We start from the raw sequence: 17,786 nt of genomic DNA on the forward strand, positions 1-17,786 counted from the left end.
TCCATTTCAAACCTCATTCCCCCTCGCTTGCCGCCTTAACTAAATACGGCAGGTTGGCCAACTTGACCCTCACGGCAACATCGACAGATTCCAAGTCAACGTTGTCTTGTAGTGTGCCTGGTAACGCTTGGTGCTTGCTGGTACGTGCAGGCCGACACTTGTTGGGGCACTGTCGGCATCCCCGAAGTTCAATCGCCACGTGCTTGCCCCACTATTGTCATACCGGATACCGGTTGCTTCGGCTTGTTCCGCATCGTCCTTGAGATAGTGGCCCCGCTTATCAATTGCGGCCAAGACCGTGGATTTTGTAGCTGTTGGATCCAGTGCAAAGTCATCAGGTGCTTTATAAATCAAGTTGTCTTGTTGCGCCCAGGCCGGTCCGGAAACCATCGTGTGTTGCAGCCGCGGATTCAGAAAATGCAATGTGGCATTATCCAAAGTATGCGACACGTGCAAATCAGGATTTTGGCTGTCAGGTTTTACCTCCGAAGTGAATTGTCCATTTTGCTGAACACTGAGTTGCCATTGGGAAACCCCGTAATAATCTTCAATCGTGACCCCAAACGGCAATTTCTGTTTGGTTTTCGCCTGATTCTCGCCAATGTAATAGGTACGATCAACACTGTTGGTGTCAAAATCACCAAAGTCCAACGACGGGTCAACTGTCAATTTCAGCATCGGTTTCTCATACCGATAAGTGATCACGGTTTCCTCCTTATTGAAAACCGGATCAACAACTTCGGCCTGATCAAACGTTGCCTGGGTAAGGTCGGCGTTGCTGGCCTGATCAATGACAGTCCAATCCTTGATCGCTTTAGGACGAATTGCACTAGCGTCAACGTCTGAAACTTTCTGCCCGATTTTGCCCGTGACTGTCACTTCAGGTGCGATCACTTCTGGCTTTGCCATATCGCTAGCCCGATTCACATAGCGGAAAGTAACTTTACCGGTTGTGGCCGGTAAATGAATCGTGGTCTGATTTGAGGTGATCTGATCGCTCCCGGAACCGCCAACCGACGCTTGATTAAGAATCGTTTCAGCAGTATCTTGGCGGGTAATTTTGGCAGTAAACCGAATCTTAAAACTGTCCCCGTCTTTAATGGTGTAAGGGAACGGAATCGTATGATTGGTTTTAAAATTTTCTTCAGCCGCAGTATATGGCTTGAACGCGCCTCCCGTGTCAGCGTTGGCCATCTGTAAGGAACCATTTTGGTAAGTGTGGTTGGCATCAAGTTGGTCTTTAATGCTACCGGTGGTGCCGCCAAGCAAATTGGTGTAAGTCAGCTCATAAGTGACCAGATCACCGTCTTTAGCGTCGGTTGATGTTTTAAAATCCGTTTCCCCAGCCGTATCGTTACGAACTCCTTTTTTCAAGACATAACTCAGCGGTGGTCGCCGTGCTTCATATTGATAGGTCACGGTGTACGGATCTGTTGCCGAAAACGTTCCAGCATCCTTTTGATCTGGCGTATTCGCCGTATATTTACCTGTGTACTGATACCAGTCATCCCCTTTATGAATCCATTCCGGCCGCCGCTTAGCCGCATCCCACTGATTCCCCGGATCACCGGGAATCGTGAGTGGGTCCTGGATGGCATTACCTGCTGTGTCCACAAAATTAACGGTCACCGGCTGGGCATTTTGTGGCATTTTCAGCAACGCCACTGCTTGGAAAGTCGGGTGCGTACCACTGGAACCGGTATAACCAAAGAGCACCTTGTCTGATTTGAAGTAATCCAATACATTGTTAATTCTAAAAATGCCGCCTTCTTTGGGATTACCATCCATGTAATACTGAAGATCACCACCTAGAATTCGTACACCGTCCTTATACGTGACAGATGGTGTCCACTTAACCGTAAACGGACGAAATTTACCATTTGAAAGTTTCGTTGCATCCGTTAAGGGAACGTATTGAAGATGCCCAACGTCTCTAGAAGTTTTGGTGGTCAATGGGGTCTCACCCGGTCGAACTACCCCTAAATGGCCGGTCATTTTGGTATTGGGATAATCATAATCATACATATCATCAAATTGTGCCCTATCGCCGCTCCAGTAACTATCCATCTCAATAGACAGTGCATTTTGAATATAGTGGCTGATCAACTCCTGCTTCGGCGGACCACTTCTAGACCATGGATACGCGCCTAAGCCCCCGCCCGGCGCACCATAAGCGGCAATACCTTCAGGGATCATTTTGCAAAGTAAACGTCATCCCGTCTGCATCATAACCAGGCCGCGAACCAAAGTAATGAGCAGTCTCGTAGGTAAAGGCACTGTTAAGATCAATCCGCTGTTTACTCCACATACCACCAATTTGCCAATTTTGATAATTCGCTGACCCAGTCACAATCAATGCTTGCGGATAAGTTGTACTAAAAGCCGAACGGTTCTGGTTATATTCCGGCTTTGCCGTGCTCTTGAAAAAGTAATCCGGCGCCTTTAATGCAGAATCTGGAATACCCGAATCAGGTGGAATATCATCATCCGCCGCTACGACCTTTTGAATCGGAAACAATAACATAAAAAACATCGCAACGAAAATCCCAGCAATCGTCAGTACACGTTTCACCCACATCACCCCCAACTTTTCAGCAATTCTTAAAAGCGTTTTCTTTTATCGAATCTTACCGTACGATAACTATAACAAGGCTGTTAAACATGGGCAACATAATATTATGTATATTTCATGACTTATAAGTTAATATAATACCCGTTTTTCTATTTTGATTTCCTAAATAAACTATTAAGGCCATAAACTTTTATGAGAACACCGTGTTTTTAATTTTTATGTAAACATTACAAGCTCAAGATTGCTTTTTTATTGTTTTTGATTCGTTATGTTCATTTCTTGAGTTTTAGCCAAATAGTAACAGTCACCGTACTCGCCTAAATTTCAGTTATTAATAATTACGGGCTGTCAGTTAAGTTTCTTGTGAGTAGTTAATTGCTAAATAAATAAACTTATAAAGATGATCCGTTTGCCGCCTTTATCTGGAGGTTAGCGATACATTGTGCGAAAGCAATCAATCAAACAGATGTCATCATGTTATAATTTATTTAATAGAAATTGACAGGAGGTATTCCCGTGCAAAGTCAAAGCCGTGAAGGCAACCGCGTTTCACGTCGGTTCTTTGTTATCTTGTTTGTTTTTTCGTTGTTGGTTTCGGCTTTGGCATTCACATCAAGCAAAGCTGCAACCACGAGTGCTGACAAAAGTATTCCGATGATAGGATTGAAGGGCAACGATGCGACGATTACCGACATGAATGGCCATGATGTCACCAATGAGCCTAAACTTTCCAAAGACTTCATATACACCCTTAATTACCATTGGCGCGTGCCCGACCAAACTGTCATTGCGGCTGGCGATACGGCAAAAGTTAGCTTACCGGCCACGGTCGTCATTCAAACCGATCTTAGTTTTCCAGTGAAAGATCCCAAAACAGGCGCCGTTATCGGCAAATTTTCCGCTAAAGCAGGCAGCCAAACAGCGCTTTTGACGTTCACCGACTTCTTCAGTCATTCCACTGTAGGGCGAACTGGTACTTTAACCTTTACTGCCCAAGGTACATATGATGACCATGAGCATCATCAAGTCGGCTGGTATATTGCTAAATCAGGATGGGCAGTCCTGCCGCCCGCTAATGCTTCAGCAGCTGAAAAAGCTCAGTATGTCGATAGCCTTGGCCGACCTAAGATTCTGCAGTGGGAAATTACCGTCAATCCTCAAATGGTCCAAGTTAACCACCTAGTTCTCAATGACACCCTTGGCAGTGGTCAAACTTTTGACGCCACTCGAAAAATCCAAGTTGAAACTGGTAACTATTCCCAAGGTGCTTTCCACCAAAGCGGCACCATGAACCCGGACTATCAAATTAAAGGAAACCAAATTAAAATTGAACTAGGTAATATCAATCAAACCATTAAGATTGATTTATGGACAAATCCAAGTCCGGCAAGTTTTGCTCAAACGACAACGTGGACAAACCAAGTATCTGCAGAAGCTCAGAATCAAGGCAGTGGCTTGCCGACAGATGCAAAAGGCAAAATCGTGTGGACAGATAATGGCAGCGGTAACGGTAAGGTTGGTCAAGTCACACTAATCAAACGTGATCAAGATCATCCCAAAAAGGTGTTAGCGGGTGCGGTTTTTGCTCTTTACCGCGCCAACCACACCTTGGTTCGCGCAAACCTGACAACCGACACCCAGGGTCAGCTAACGGTTCGTCAATTATTGGCTGGCAGCTATTACTTTGTTGAGACAAAAGCACCTAATGGCTACGAATGCAATCCAACACCGTTACCCTTTACAATTAATACCCAACATCCGCAAGTCACCATTCAAGCAAACGACCGAGCTTCTGCAACCCCGCCACCGGTCAAACCTTCGACATCATCGATGCCTTCTGCGTCTGCAAGCAAGCCGTCTGAATCAGGTTCCAGCCTCCCATCCCCATCATCAAAACCTTCCACATCGGTAAGTACCCCCTCTGCCTCAACACCTAAGCGCCCGTCAACATCGTCAGAGCCTTCTACATCAGTAAGTAGTTCCTCTGCTTCAAGACCCAAGGGACCATCCACTTCGTCAGAACCTTCCACATCTGTAAGTGATTCTTCTAATTCAAGTTCCAAGCTGCCCGCTACCTCATCAGAGTCCTCTACATCGGTAAGCAGTTCTTCTACCTTAAGACCGAAGCACCCGTCAACATCCTCAGAGCCTCCTACATTCATAAGTGATTCTTCCAATTCAAGCGCCGAACTGTTATCCAAATCTAACAACCAGCCCGGAGGCATGAATCATTCTCAAAATCAGCGTCATCTGCCGGACACTGGCGAACGCCTGGAAATCGCCGCCGCCATGTTAGGTAGCTTTCTAGCATTAATTGGAGTTGTTCTGTTCGTTAAAGTCCGCAAGTAAATTGAACTAAGCAGTAAATTGCCATGATGACATAATGAGGCTGTTATCATGGCTTTTTGTGCGTCTCCCAACCATGGGCATATATGAAGATGGTTTAGATCAGTTGCCAATCAATGCATCACCGCTCAGAATACCGCCGAATCATGAAACGGTTTTGGTCTCGTTTTTTTAAAGCAGACAAAATCAGAGCAAAAAAAAGAAACCCGAAATGCTATCGAATCAGCATTTCGGGTTTCTTGTGGAAAGTATGTAGAGACAACAAAACGGAGAGTAAGTGCGAAAATAAACGTATATACAATAGTATTAAACCACATTTTGTGCATATTTTGTGCACAAAAATAAGCCTCCCGCCATTACTGGTAGGAGGCATTTTTGTTATCGGATATACAGGCTTTCGCCCGGATAAATCAGGCTATAGATTGATTTGCCGTTGTTAGCGGCTAACGTGTACATGCTGATGCCATACTTTCTGGCAATGCTCCAGAAGCTGTCACCATATCGGACTGTGTAGTACGTGTGGCTTACCAGCGAAGTATATCCAGACGAACGCGAGCCATAGCTCTCCCCACCATTAACACCCAAGGCAACATAATGATACCTGCCTGAGTAGCTGAGATAACGTGCCCAAACGTATGTGCCACGGATATACACGTGATCATAAATCACACTTTCACCAGGTGCATAGCTACCAACGGATGCATAGCCGGTGCCGGCACCAGTGCGGATGTTAACAGTCGCGGACGGCTTGAAAACACCAGTTTGAGCGTAATCAGTGTCGCTTGCTGCCGATGATGTAGCCGGTGGTGTCGTAACAGTTGGCGTAGACGGTGTCGCTGGTTGCTTAGTGTATCCGTTGTCAGTGATGCCAAGTAGATCAACATTACCATCAAGCCCTCCCGCTGCATGCATAGAAGTGAACTGATAGAGCGCAATGCCTGGCAAAGACGGGAACACGCCATAATCTGGCAGTGCCCGGATCTGATAATCTGGATACGCAGCAATCCATAGAGAGTTTGGGAACTCTTGTAGAATTCGCTGATAGTCCACATGCGCCACTGTATATGGCTTGTAAGAATAATACATTGGCGTGTAACCAGCTTGTGCAATCCGACGCATCCCATATAAAATGGCATCGGTGTTAGCTTGCATATTTGCAGATGCACCATCCTCATAATCAAGGGCAATAATAGATCCCTTGGGTGTTAGAATCTTCGGCAAGAAGTAGTCAAGGGCTTGCCGACCAATATCAGCACTGCCGCCAACCCCATACCACAGATAGGTGTGAGCTTTGAGACCATTGGTTTGCGCCGCTTTAACTTGGCTTGCATACGTCCATTGATCGTACAATGTACCGCCTTGTGTACCGCCAGCCTGAATAATGGCAAACTTGTTGTTTATACCATACTTGCCGGTCGCGCCTTGATACTTCGCCCAATCAACGCCAATATCGCCCTTAGCAGCGGAAACCGAAACCGGAGTTGCCGCCAAAGTAAAAGCCGCCGCTAAAGCAGCGACGGCTTGGATGAGTTTCGTATTGTTTTTCATTTGTTTCCTCCTTGATTTTACGTTACGTATTAATGGATACTAATTGGGAGGAGATGAAGAAATGTTATCCATTATTTCTATATTGATTTCTTTGGCAAGCTTTGGGTTTTCGCTATGGACATGGAAAAGTCAGGGAAAAAAGGCAAAGTATATGAACTTAGAATTCATCACTTTTGCTAATCATGCAGTCTTTAGCTACAACTCAAAACGACCCAATTCAGAAAATTTATTTATGCTGGGTCCATCAATCGAAATCGACCTGGATGTTTTAAACCCTTCATCACTTCCGCTGACCATTTATGGTTTTCAACTTATTGCACATGGATCTGATAAATATTTTGGCTTCCAGTTGCTGACCCAAGAGACTCTTGCTGGCGACATGGTCAAAGAACGCCTTGCCGGAGGAGCATCTGAAGAAAATATGCGTTCTGGGATATTAAATGTTATTCGACTGATACCGAATGACATCGTAATTGTCAAACCTTATAGCACTTATCGATTAACCACAATCTTTCAAGGAAAGGTGAATATGCCAGACACATTCACTGATTTTCAGTTCCGATTTCGGGTAGTCTCAAAGAATCCCTTCGGTAATGGATTCGAGGACCAAATATATCGTCTGGATATTTCTGATTACCCCGAATTATCGAGAAGAACGTTAGACCCAGGGAAATTAGTGCCAAAAATAGTGCTACACCAGATAGATAGTGCTCTGTAATATGGACTGTTAATTCAGTGATGGCGATAGTTGCCAATACGGCAACGCCAAAGATAGTTAGCTCATTTTTAGGTTTCACATTAGACTCCTTCCGTTGAATTGACCGCTGACGATTCTGTACTTGCAGCGGCAGTCGAAGAAACCGAAGTAGCCACATTCAAAGGCGTTGTGGAGCTTACCTGTTTATCAGCTTCTTGCAAAGCTTTGATCTGCTGCTCAAGTTCCTTGATTTTGTCAGCCTTAGTTTCAATGATGCCGCTATAATTCAAAGCTTGTTGACTATCACTCACCCCCTTCGTTGTTGGATCAACTGCAACGCCAACGATGGTCAGCACAGCGAATACTGCATTGACCACTGCTGTTAACTGCTTGCCTAAATTGGCAAAGTCCCAGTTGTAACCGAAAACCGCTGCTACCGTTTGAACTACCAACAAAGAAGCTGGCACCAAAGCCAGCCAGAATTTGACGCTTAATAATCGTACTTTCCAATTAATCTTCATACTGAACATTCCTTTCAGTTTTTAATCCGAAGTTGCAAAACTTTGTTATATAGCGCTTCGCCCGTTCCGTTACCGCCCAGTGCTTTGTAGCTGCGGAAAAGGTAATTAAGATCGTCCAAGTCGTCCGTGCTGATATACCCCACCTCGATATGATGGTTACACAGCATGTAAACCTCATGATGAAGCAAACCGACAAGGCCTGAATCAATTGCCTTTCCATGCTTTCGATGCATGCGCCATTGGCTTGCAAACCAACCAAACAAAGCTCCACCACCCAACTCCACAAACATATCTATCCAACTCTTGAAATCCACATCTTTATACTTCCTTCCATAAAAATAGCCGCTAGCTTTTGCTGGCGACATAGTCACTGCCTGTAATTTGTTTGTATTGGTCCTCCGTTATTTGCCGCCCCACGTACTGCTCTATCGGGCACCCCCAAGAATATAGTGTGCCACAAAATTCAAAGTCACTCATTTTTTCCACCATCCTCAAGATTTGTCACACGGGCATACAGCGCGGCAATCATCTGCTGTTCAGGTGACGGTCCGGGGAGTGGATGATCATTAGCCGGATCATAACCCTCATCGGCAACGATTTTGCCGTCTACAAGAGATGCGTGACCCTCAAAAAACTGAGACACGTCATCTGCTTCTATGATTTGTTGACCGTCCTCTGTTGGGCCCAATTTAGCATCATCTGCTTCATAGGCCCAGTTGGTTAGTCGGTTTTGATCATCTAGCCAAATCTTAATCTTCATCTTAATTCACCACCGCATCATTAATCGGATACGCATCACGCGTAATGAAACTCAAGCTGCCAGCATACGCGCCTTGCCCACGCCATGGAATGATATAAATTCCACCCGCTGAAACATACAATTCACAGGCTGCGCCCGTATACGACATGCTACCGATCAATCTTGCTGCATCATCATTATTGAATGGACTATATCCTGGTCGAATGTTGGCAATTTTGACCCACCCGTTGCTAGTTTTCATTTCAAAAGCAATCCCAATGGTGACATTTGGGCCTTTTCTTGAATATCCAATTTTCATACTTCTAACGTCATTGGTTTCAAGGCCACTATCAATGTGCTGATAGAAAACCGAATCAGCCGCCGTAAACGTTGATACAAGTGTGACGTCTTGCCCAGATGGATTATACAAAGATTTTAGTGTGAGCATGCCTTGGCGTGCATCAACGGAACTAACTTCCTTACCGTCGTACATTGACTTGCTAACCAACCCCAACTGATCAACTTTAGATTGATACGTTTGCTTGCTATTACTATCCAGCGTTGCATTCGTGACCATGCTGCCACCACTAATTTTTGTCGTCCCACTGATCGTATTTGGAAAACCATCTGGTTGGATGTGGTTGAAAGATGAGATAAAGGTAGATCCGTTAAAAGTGACCCCATTAAAAGTCATGCCATTAAAGGTTTCGACATTTAATGCTTTGGCTGCAATTGGTTTTGAATCCCAACCACTTGTGGTATCAAATATGGCAAAAGCGGCAAGATTTCCGTCCTCGTCGGTTAACCAGTGCTGGTCCCCAGCCTTTGGTTTAGCAGGGTAACTCGGGCCAACCGTCACAACCGGAACATTGTCACTACCGTCTTTACCATCGCGCCCATCGGCGCCTTTAAATAATGCCCACAAGTAGCGTGTCGGGTCGGTACTGTCAGCTTGCGTTTCGTCAACGTACTGCCCGAAGTAAGATCTACCGCTGGCATCTGTAACTGAAAAATCAGTTTTGCCGTCGATACTATTGGCATATGCAGTATGAAGATAGCTGCTGGTACCGTCGGCACCTTTAGGCCCCGGTTTACCGTTAGCACCATCCTCTCCCTTAATCAGTGCCCATTTACCAGCATAATCGGCCGGATTGTCACTCGGGACTGACGACTTGTTCGACCAAACTGTTGCCATATACTTCTTACCAGCAGGTAACGCTGACATGTTAGTGCCTTTGTCATCATCGGCATAACGAAGCCATGGATAAAACTGAATAGTCTTGGGCATGTTGGCCATCTTATTGGCAAGATCGCTGAGCCGTTGGTCAAAGCTGACTGTTTCATGAGCAAACTCACCCAAAGTCAGTTTGACAGAATGGTTAGCACGGCTGCGCTGAATGCTCAACACTTTGGCAGACAGGAATAGCTGTTGATTCTCATCTGCAATGTGGACGGTTTGATTAAGCGGTACGTATGGCGAATTAACCAAATCAATATCATACGTTTCGTTTGGATGATTGTATTTCTTCAAATCTGCCAAAGCCGCTTGCAAAAGTTCTGCCTGCGATTTTGAATCAAACGTTTTAACCCGATTCCAGTCAGACTGTTTTGGGTTTGGGTTGCTGTTGCTTAACAAACGTGAATATTTCTGCACAGCAATGGTATCGTGCAAGAACCCGTACTGATCAAGCACAAACTGTCCCGTCGGATCAGTCCATTTGTAGCCGATCAAGTTGATTGGATCCTTATTAGTTGATCCATCCGTGCTTTCTGGCACCGCTCCGTAAGCCTTAATCGATGTTTCCATGTCATAGGTATCGAGGTGCGTGACGATGTTGTTGATGTCCTTATTCATTTCAAAAGAGATCAAGCTGTCACCGGCCGTTTCATGCCGAATGTTAATGACACGCTTGACCAAGTTGGTTCCCACAAACTCAAAGCCAAAACTAAGCACTGCATTAAAATCTTTTGCCACGGCAATAATGCGAGCCAACGACGATTCTTCGCCTGTCCACTCAAGCGTTCGGACGTTATCAGGAAATTCGTTGATACCAATCTCCCAGCCAGAATCATTTGTAAACATGAGAATGTATTCAGCAATCGTATATGGTTTGTCGGCCTTGAAGGCGCCAACGGTTTCGTTTATTAAATCATTACCAGCATCGCTGGCAACAATTGAATGGATATGGCCTAGTGAATCATGCTCAACCGATTCAATCACCATTTGGTGAGCATTGCCTTCTTCATCTTGATACATGATGAAGTTGGTTGCTTTAGCCATCTCATTGACTGCTTGTTCCTGATCAGTCGTGAAGTGAATATCAAGAGAAAGCTCGACCGCAGGACGGTTATCAACACTTTGTGTTTCGACATCATTGTCAATTCGCCACTCGCCTTTGCCATCGGTCGAACCAACACCCAAAATGTTTGATTTTCGATCTGCAAAGTAATACTCCATTTATAGCCACGCCTCCCTTATCTCGACTTCACATGCAAATGGCTGTGCCCAGCTCGAGGGCGTGATAGCAATCTTAGTATCACCGGGTGGCAGTTTGAATTGCTCCCATTGATTACCGAGCGTGTGCATGGTTGGGTCAAGAGAACCATTCAAGTACGTCTTAGCATTAGCCACATCAATCTTGAGAACATCACCATTGCTAAAACGATTCTTGATATTCGTATACCAGCTAACGTTCTGCCATTTGACGGTGGACGCAATCAGATACATGGTCGATTCGCCCCACGTCTTGTCACGCATGAACCACGCGGAAAATTGCTTAGTCTCGACACTAGCAGCATCCGCAAAGGTAAACTGGCGGGTAATAGTCGTCTCTCGTCCTTGATTGCCAACCCATGGGGACACTCGGAAAACAACTGAATTACCAAATTTCTGTAATTCCAACTGAATGAACTTGTCATTAGTGAAAATGCTACGATCAAGCTGTTCATTGACGACCAGCTGATCTTTGTAATAGCACATCCACCATATTTGGTCAGACAGTGCACTATTGTCTTTCAGTATCATCTGAAAGATTGGCTTGCCGTCACTTTCTAAAGTTGTTTCGAGTGAACCAACCTTTGAGACACCAGTTTGGAAGCGTGTCATAACGTCCCATGTGAGATTGCTCTTAAAGTTACCGTTATGTGTCTGAGCAAGGTTGTGCTTGATTGAAGGACCGTTCCAATACTTGTGGTCGCCAGTAATACTGGGCCAATTAGGCTCAACCTTCCAGCCATCATAATCGTCATGAGTCCAAATCGCATTGCCAATCTGTTCATTAGGCATACTAGGATCACCACCCCAATAGGGATTGTTTGTGGCGGCTTGATTATCCATATGTGAGCCTTGCACGGCTGCCAAATCAAGTGCTACTTCGCTTTCTTCGGTGGTGAAACCATCTATTTCTTGCGTGCCAAATTGGAGAATACCCGGGCGATCATTAACAATCCCAACCATGCCGTTATCCGCGTGCATAGTTGCCGTAATGATTGGCTCAACAGGATAAGTGCCACCATTGTGAACCATGATTGTGTTTGCGTAGTATGCTGCGTCTGCTGGGTTAGGAGACCACGTGGAATAAGTGGTGCCTTCCTCTAACTTGGCTTTGAGATATTGATAGGTGCCAACATCCGTTTTTTGGAAAGCCCACGCAAGTGTCACCTCAATCTGAGCTGCTCCAGTCGTCCCTGGATCGGGCCAAGTGCAGACAATCGTGCTGCGCTGATTTGCTCCCATTTGTGTGGTCACAGGAAACCCAGCCAGTGATATCCGATTGCCATTAATATCATTCGCCCAAAGTTGGAAACTGACAGCAAAATCAGCCCGCCCAAGCAAGACCGTAGCTGCATACTTTTTCCCAACGGTAGGATTGTTGAACGATCCAAGCTTTTGAATATTCCATCCCGACCCTGTGACTGATACTGGGTCGGCGCTTGTGCCTGCCATGAGATTCAGTGGGATATCCTTGTAAGGCATATTGTCAAACGTCTTCTTGGCTACCGAGTGCGCAACGCCATCGGGGACCATGAATACCAAATCAACTTTAGCAATATAATCAAATGTTCCATCATATTCCTGTGTCCCTTCAAATATTGCATCGAAGTAGCGGCCTGGATAATTCGATAGTTTTAGTTGCTTTGTCACGTTTCCGCTTAACAATGAAATAAGCTGATCTCGCGTTTCAGCAACTGTTAAGTCTGAATTTTCAGAAAGTATTGTGCCTTCAATTGTAATTGGTGTTTTAGCATTGCGCGAATAAGTCAGTTGTTCCCCGTCAGATAGGCCGACTTGGTCGTATTTGTTGTCCTTATATAAAAAAGGCATTGTAATATTTGACACGATAAAATAAGGAGACAAATCCACATCTCCGAATGTTACCGTAATAACTTTTTTCAACTTGTGATGCCCCTTCCTCGTGCTTGCCTTTTGTCACTAATCTTTTGTATCTGATCAAGATATGGATACTGAACTTGTGCAACTGCACGTCCATCCATATCAATTGTTGTGTCGCGTTGCATCAGCGCGGACATCATAGACTGAATCGACATAAGCAACTTTTCAAGATTTTTTGTGTCTAAATAATTGCTTACACTAATCGGTTGTTGACCAACCAACGATTGTGTCACTTGATTTGCTAGGCTAAGCGCTGTTGCATTTGCTGGAATGTCTTTACCATTGGCGTATTGAGGCAATTTTGGAAACATTCTAGCTGTCATTCCGGCAGGGACAATTTGAGCATGCTTTTCGATTGGTTTAATCACATTACGACCAAATGGAATCTCAATTACACCATTAGGATGAAAAATAGCTTCACGGAACGTTGGACCTTTTTGATCGTTAACCATCGCGAGGCCGCCGGCAAAATTAGAATCACCTTTAGCTCGTGTTGCTATGTTTGCTGAACGTCCATACGCACCGCTAACGACATGCTCTTCAACATAAACGGTCTTCAAGACAGACGTTTTGGTTCGCTCAACAAATGAATCAACAGCTCGCTTAGCTTGTGCAGCAGGGACAGTTGACTCGTCAATAGCCTTCAAAATTGCTTGCCGTACTTTAGACGATACATCGTTCCAAACGCCTAAATCTTTAAGAGTCTGCTGTAGCGCAGCTCCTGTCTTGGCTTGCGCAATTAATTGCTGTTGTTTAGGCGTCAAGCTATCCCATTTGCTCAAGTCTTGCAATGTCTGTTTTAATGCAGTTCCTGTCTTGGCTTGTGCAATCAATTGCTGCTGTTTAGGCGTCAAACTATTCCATTGACCCAGATCTTGTAGTGTTTGCTTCAGCGCGGCTCCCGTTTTCGCTTGTGCAATCAATTGCTGTTGTTTAGGTGTAAAGCTATCCCACTCGCTCATATTTGCGATAGCCTCAATTGTTGCGCTATTGGTTTTGTTAATTGCCCATATCTGAGCTTCCTTCCAGTCAGACACATTCCACTGATTGTTAGCAATCATGGCGCTTGCTACTTGCTCTTTAGCATTTGAAGACAAATGTAGATCACTCTGAATCCACTGCAAATCATCCCACTGCTTGTTAGCAGCTAAGGCTTCTGCAACCATATCTTGAGCGTTTGTTGTCATTTTGCCTTCTTGTAGCAAAAGCTGAATAGCATTCCAAGTCTTGCCACTCTTAACGGCCTTTTGAACCTCTTCAACGGCATTGGTTTTAACTTTGCCGTTCTTATCTGTCAGCTTAAGGTTGTTCCAACTTTCGGCAGCCTTTTTGACAGAGCCAGATAAGCCATCTAATGAGACGCTGACGGCTTTTTTTGTTTCATCTGCGGCGGCCTTAGTTCTGCTGTTATACGTATCCCAAGCTTCGGCTGCTTGCGTAGCAGTAAATCCATACTGTTGTGTCAGCTCAGATATGATTTCAGAATGCGACTTACCTTGTGCTTTAGCGACTCTGATGTAGTCTCCACCAAGCTTATCCATCGTTGCAATGTGTTCCCGTTCAAGGGCTTCAATGGCCACGTTCTTTTCAGCTTCAGAAAGCTGTGCATTACCATTGATTACTTTGAGCCTTTGCTCATAGCTCGACATCTCTTGGTACGAAGCATCGCCAATGGACTTTGCCATTGATGACAATTGCTTTACGGACATCTTGCTAGTTTCAACTAGCTCAGCAGCAAGCACTTGACGTTGCTGCTTGGCTGTTAATCCAAGGGTTTTAATCTGAGCTTCGGCCATTTCATTCTGAATGTTGCCAATCTTAACGCGTTGTTCTGCATTAAGAGCAACGTTGTTGTCGGCGGAATTTTTCAAGATATCATGTGCTTCTTTAGCATATGACTTCATCTTCGAAATCTCTTTGTTGCGAGCAGTTTCTTCTTTGCCAGCCTCTTCTTCAAGAGCAGCAGCGGCTTCACCACCAATAGCCTTGGCAACATCATCAGCAGCCTTTTTCTGAGCCTTGCTTGCCTTTTGAGCAGATGTAATCATACCGCTAAATGCTGAGTTAATAGTCTTTGCATTGCTAGATACAGATCTGGATGCCCCAGACATGGCAACATCAACTTTGCTTTGATATTGCGACATTTCAGTTGCCGCAGTATCGGCCGTTTTGCCAATATCAGAGCCCCATCGTGAAGCGCGGTTCGACGACTCAACCATCTGTTTGCCGAAGCCTTCCCAAGCAACGACACCAATCGTTGCCGCACCGGCTACAGCTATCATTCCAAGTCCTAACGGAGTCAATGCGCTTCCTAAAACGCCTGTCTCACCAGCGGCAACAGTCATTCTTCCGGCAAGATTCCCAATTAAGCCGCCTGTATTGGTCGCGGCACCGCCAGCTTTCGTCAAGGTCCCTACAACATTGCCTGTTGCATCTGTTAACTGACCCATAACCGTCTTGGCTGCTTTCGATTTAGCACCCAATCCGGCTATTTTTGCAATAAGGCCAACTGATGAGGTGCCTAATTTCCCAAGCCCTGTAGTTAATCTCCCACCAATGCTAAGCACTGGGCCCATGGCAGCAGCCAACAACCCCCACTTAACAATGTTTTGCTGCACTTGTGGATTCAGCTTACCAAACCAATTAACAGCATCAGTCAAGTCCTTGATAATGGGCTGCACACTAGGTAGAACTTTTTGTGCAAGCGTCATTCCCAAGTTTTCAACATTTTGCTGTAGAACCTTTAATTGATTTTGAGCAGATTTAAGGTTCTTTTCCGATAAGCTGCCCACATAGTTCTTTTTCTCAGCCTTATCAACCTGGCTATTCAATTCAGCTAACTGTTTGCTGTTTTGTGCGAGAATAATACCTGCTTGCTGACCAGTGGTACCAAAAAGGCTGTTAAACACAGCGGCTTTCTTGGTAGCACTCATAGTCTTTGTGTGTTGGTTGAGCACGTCCATGACAGTACTCAAGCTCTTGAGCTGACCATTAGAACCGACGATTTCTTCTTTCTTGATACCAAGACTCGCCAGAACGTCGTTTTTAGTGCCAATATTCTTGACTGCAGTATTCAAGCTAACGATTACTTTACGCAACCCGGTACCAGCTTTGTCAGCTTCCACACCATTGTTTGACAGGACACCTAAAGCGGATGCCGTTTCTGACAAGGTGAAATGAGCTTGGTGAGCAGTTGCACCAACATATGACATACCAACACCCAAGTCCTGGAAGTTAGTAGCTGTCAGATCGGCCGCATATGCAAGCTCATTGACGGCTGTCTTGGTGTTTCTAGTCATAGTTGCAGTATTATTTGACTTCATACCAAATGATTCAAGTGTGGATGATGCCACAGAAACAACATCGTTGAAATCATCACCTGATGCCAAAGCACCTTGAAGTTCTGTTTTCATGGCAGCGATAGCTTGCTTCGATGTATAGCCACGCCGCACAAGCTCTTCATAGCCATCAGCAATCTTGCTTACTGATACACCATAATGGTTGGAATATTGAATGGCGTCCGACTGCATTTTATTGACGCCAGAAATAGTCTCTTTTGCCGACTCACCACCAGTAGTTAAAAGGTTTTTGATTACCAAAAGTTTATTTTGGAATCCAATAGCCTTGGCTGTTGCTGCTGCAAAAGCTGTAGCTATAGGCACAGTGATGCCAGTAGTCATGCTGTCGCCAAGTGACTTCATGCGATTGCCAATAGCTATCTGGGCCGTACCAAGCTTGTTAATCGCACCAGTGACACCGGTTGTTTTAACACTCATTTCGGCTTCTGCTTTGGCGGTATTGATGTACGCTTTAGCCAGTGATGCAAGTTTTGCTTGTTCGGCTTCAAAATTAGCTGCAAGTCTAGCGGAACTTTTTGTCATTTCGCCTCTTGAAGTCAGTGATCCGTCGTACGCCTTCTTAGATTCAGCTACAACCTTTGACTGTGCAGCAATCATCTTGGTCAAGCCTTGTTCTTTAGCACTTAAGCCGTCTACTTTACTTCCAAAAGCGTCATAAAAAGAGGCCTGAGCTTTCATCTCAGACCCGAAATATTTCAACTGTGACTTGGCGTTCTTCAGACCGTTACCGAACTTGGTATCATCAAGCCCAAGCTCGATCATCATTTGACCTAATGGTTCTGCCAATTTGTTTCCTCCTTCCTACATTGATTTGATAAAGTCGGCAAGCGAGACTGCCTTTTCTTTTTCTGGTTCACTTTGCAGCAGCACCTCTTGTAGCGTCTCCCAATCAGTTTTCATAATGTCATTGATCGTGAACCCCGGGACATTTGTAACAACCGAACGAATCATTTTGTAGATTTGATTTAATGCTTCTTTTCTGCTGATTCGCTCGCTGCCACTTTTTTTGGGTCAATCCCGAAAAGCTGCTGATTGAAGGTGTTAAATACTTTGTTGAAGTCCCAAGCGGCAACACCGTCTAAAATTCGTTGCTTAGTTACGCTTTTGTCTTCAAAACAAGAAGCCATAAATTCTGCGTTTTTTTCCATCCAATCTGATTCATCTAGATCAGGAAAGTTCTCGGGAGTTAGTTTTAAGCCTTCGATCAGTTTTAAGGCGGGCACGAATGTTTCTTGAAAGTGCTCAACCTTGCCATCTTTATTACGTAAATCAAGTTTTAGCATGATAAGTCTCCTTATTTTAGATGCCGCCCTGAACTCAATCAGCATTGTTTATTTCTGAGGCGACAATTGTATTTTTAAGCAGCAGTTACGGTTACCGATGTGCTTGCTGTTTTGCTTCCATCGTGTGTCGTCACAGTGACGGTTGCAGATCCATCCGAAATACCAGTTACAACGCCATTAGCATTGACAGTAGCGACTGCTGTGCTGCTTGATGCAAAACTAACAGACTTGTCAGTTGCATCCGTTGGACTAACTGTAGCCGTCAATGCGGTGGTTGATCCAACTTTCACGCTCGCTGTTGCCGGTGTCAGAGATACCCCAGACACCG

14 protein-coding genes are annotated in these 17,786 nt (G+C 45.0%); 2 read left to right on the forward strand and 12 right to left on the reverse strand.

The features are described 5' to 3' along the window. Window positions 1-69 precede the first annotated feature (69 nt). The gene (locus GSO_RS15575) at window positions 70-2,196 is read right to left on the reverse strand and encodes a WxL domain-containing protein (RefSeq protein ID WP_235500834.1); all 2,127 of its coding nucleotides are present in this window, start codon (window positions 2,194-2,196) and stop codon (window positions 70-72) included. Then, window positions 2,186-2,572 (reverse strand): L-type lectin family protein, encoded by a 387-nt coding sequence (locus GSO_RS18660; RefSeq protein WP_235500833.1) that lies wholly within the window; start codon window positions 2,570-2,572, stop codon window positions 2,186-2,188. The genes GSO_RS15575 and GSO_RS18660 overlap by 11 nt, the downstream gene beginning before the upstream one ends. Window positions 2,573-3,088: 516 nt before the next feature. Here GSO_RS18660 and GSO_RS04770 point away from each other — a divergent pair. After that, window positions 3,089-4,921, forward strand: a complete 1,833-nt coding sequence (locus GSO_RS04770) for an LPXTG cell wall anchor domain-containing protein (RefSeq protein ID WP_010489566.1) — start codon at window positions 3,089-3,091, stop codon at window positions 4,919-4,921. 375 nt (window positions 4,922-5,296) lie between these two features. Here GSO_RS04770 and GSO_RS04775 read toward each other — a convergent pair whose 3' ends face one another. Continuing rightward, window positions 5,297-6,466, reverse strand: coding sequence for a GH25 family lysozyme (locus GSO_RS04775; RefSeq protein WP_010489568.1), 1,170 nt, complete (start codon window positions 6,464-6,466; stop codon window positions 5,297-5,299). A 61-nt stretch (window positions 6,467-6,527) separates the two neighbouring features. On the opposite strand from GSO_RS04775, the gene GSO_RS04780 reads away from it, so the two are divergent. Further along, the gene (locus GSO_RS04780; protein ID WP_010489570.1) at window positions 6,528-7,184 is read left to right on the forward strand and encodes a hypothetical protein; all 657 of its coding nucleotides are present in this window, start codon (window positions 6,528-6,530) and stop codon (window positions 7,182-7,184) included. A gap of 80 nt (window positions 7,185-7,264) precedes the next feature. On the opposite strand, the gene GSO_RS04785 is transcribed toward GSO_RS04780, so the two are convergent. The 9 genes from GSO_RS04785 to GSO_RS16650 all read right to left on the reverse strand — a co-directional run bounded on the left by GSO_RS04785 (window position 7,265) and on the right by GSO_RS16650 (window position 17,784). Further along, entirely contained in the window at window positions 7,265-7,684 is a 420-nt protein-coding gene (locus GSO_RS04785) for a phage holin (RefSeq protein ID WP_010489573.1), read from the reverse strand. A gap of 14 nt (window positions 7,685-7,698) precedes the next feature. Next, the gene (locus GSO_RS04790) at window positions 7,699-8,049 is read right to left on the reverse strand and encodes a hypothetical protein (protein WP_015968166.1); all 351 of its coding nucleotides are present in this window, start codon (window positions 8,047-8,049) and stop codon (window positions 7,699-7,701) included. After that, window positions 8,030-8,161 (reverse strand): XkdX family protein, encoded by a 132-nt coding sequence (locus GSO_RS18325; RefSeq protein ID WP_005714777.1) that lies wholly within the window; start codon window positions 8,159-8,161, stop codon window positions 8,030-8,032. Before GSO_RS18325 ends, GSO_RS04790 begins: the two co-directional genes overlap by 20 nt. Further along, complete coding sequence (locus GSO_RS04800) at window positions 8,154-8,444, reverse strand: hypothetical protein (RefSeq protein ID WP_005713395.1); 291 nt, start codon at window positions 8,442-8,444, stop codon at window positions 8,154-8,156. Before GSO_RS04800 ends, GSO_RS18325 begins: the two co-directional genes overlap by 8 nt. Before the next feature lies 1 nt (window position 8,445). Continuing rightward, on the reverse strand, window positions 8,446-10,881 hold the full coding sequence (locus tag GSO_RS04805) for a phage tail family protein (protein ID WP_010489596.1): 2,436 nt from the start codon (window positions 10,879-10,881) through the stop codon (window positions 8,446-8,448). Further along, window positions 10,882-12,819 carry a distal tail protein Dit gene (locus tag GSO_RS04810; protein ID WP_010489598.1) on the reverse strand — a complete coding sequence of 646 codons (1,938 nt, stop codon included), beginning with the start codon at window positions 12,817-12,819 and terminating at the stop codon, window positions 10,882-10,884. Then, window positions 12,816-16,961: a phage tail tape measure protein gene (locus GSO_RS04815; RefSeq protein WP_010489601.1), complete on the reverse strand. Its 4,146-nt coding sequence runs from the start codon at window positions 16,959-16,961 to the stop codon at window positions 12,816-12,818. The genes GSO_RS04810 and GSO_RS04815 overlap by 4 nt, the downstream gene beginning before the upstream one ends. A gap of 179 nt (window positions 16,962-17,140) precedes the next feature. Next, on the reverse strand, window positions 17,141-17,458 hold the full coding sequence (gpG, locus tag GSO_RS04825) for a phage tail assembly chaperone G (RefSeq protein ID WP_003572645.1): 318 nt from the start codon (window positions 17,456-17,458) through the stop codon (window positions 17,141-17,143). Between the two features lie 74 nt (window positions 17,459-17,532). Continuing rightward, window positions 17,533-17,784: an Ig-like domain-containing protein gene (locus GSO_RS16650; RefSeq protein WP_268766192.1), complete on the reverse strand. Its 252-nt coding sequence runs from the start codon at window positions 17,782-17,784 to the stop codon at window positions 17,533-17,535. Window positions 17,785-17,786: the final 2 nt, after the last annotated feature.

The sequence above is a fragment of the Lacticaseibacillus zeae DSM 20178 = KCTC 3804 genome, assembly GCF_000260435.1.
In the GTDB taxonomy this organism is placed as follows: domain Bacteria; phylum Bacillota; class Bacilli; order Lactobacillales; family Lactobacillaceae; genus Lacticaseibacillus; species Lacticaseibacillus zeae.

Bases quoted from the DNA above. Each gene is read 5' to 3' on its own strand.
- GSO_RS04785 (WP_010489573.1), bottom strand. From the start codon at position 7,684: ATGAAGATTAATTGGAAAGTACGATTATTAAGCGTCAAATTCTGGCTG.
- GSO_RS04805 (WP_010489596.1), bottom strand. From the start codon at position 10,881: ATGGAGTATTACTTTGCAGATCGAAAATCAAACATTTTGGGTGTTGGT.
- GSO_RS04790 (WP_015968166.1), bottom strand. From the start codon at position 8,049: ATGTCGCCAGCAAAAGCTAGCGGCTATTTTTATGGAAGGAAGTATAAA.
- GSO_RS15575 (WP_235500834.1), bottom strand. From the start codon at position 2,196: ATGATCCCTGAAGGTATTGCCGCTTATGGTGCGCCGGGCGGGGGCTTA.
- gpG (WP_003572645.1), bottom strand. From the start codon at position 17,458: ATGCTAAAACTTGATTTACGTAATAAAGATGGCAAGGTTGAGCACTTT.
- GSO_RS04780 (WP_010489570.1), top strand. From the start codon at position 6,528: ATGTTATCCATTATTTCTATATTGATTTCTTTGGCAAGCTTTGGGTTT.
- GSO_RS04800 (WP_005713395.1), bottom strand. From the start codon at position 8,444: ATGAAGATTAAGATTTGGCTAGATGATCAAAACCGACTAACCAACTGG.
- GSO_RS04775 (WP_010489568.1), bottom strand. From the start codon at position 6,466: ATGAAAAACAATACGAAACTCATCCAAGCCGTCGCTGCTTTAGCGGCG.
- GSO_RS18325 (WP_005714777.1), bottom strand. From the start codon at position 8,161: ATGAGTGACTTTGAATTTTGTGGCACACTATATTCTTGGGGGTGCCCG.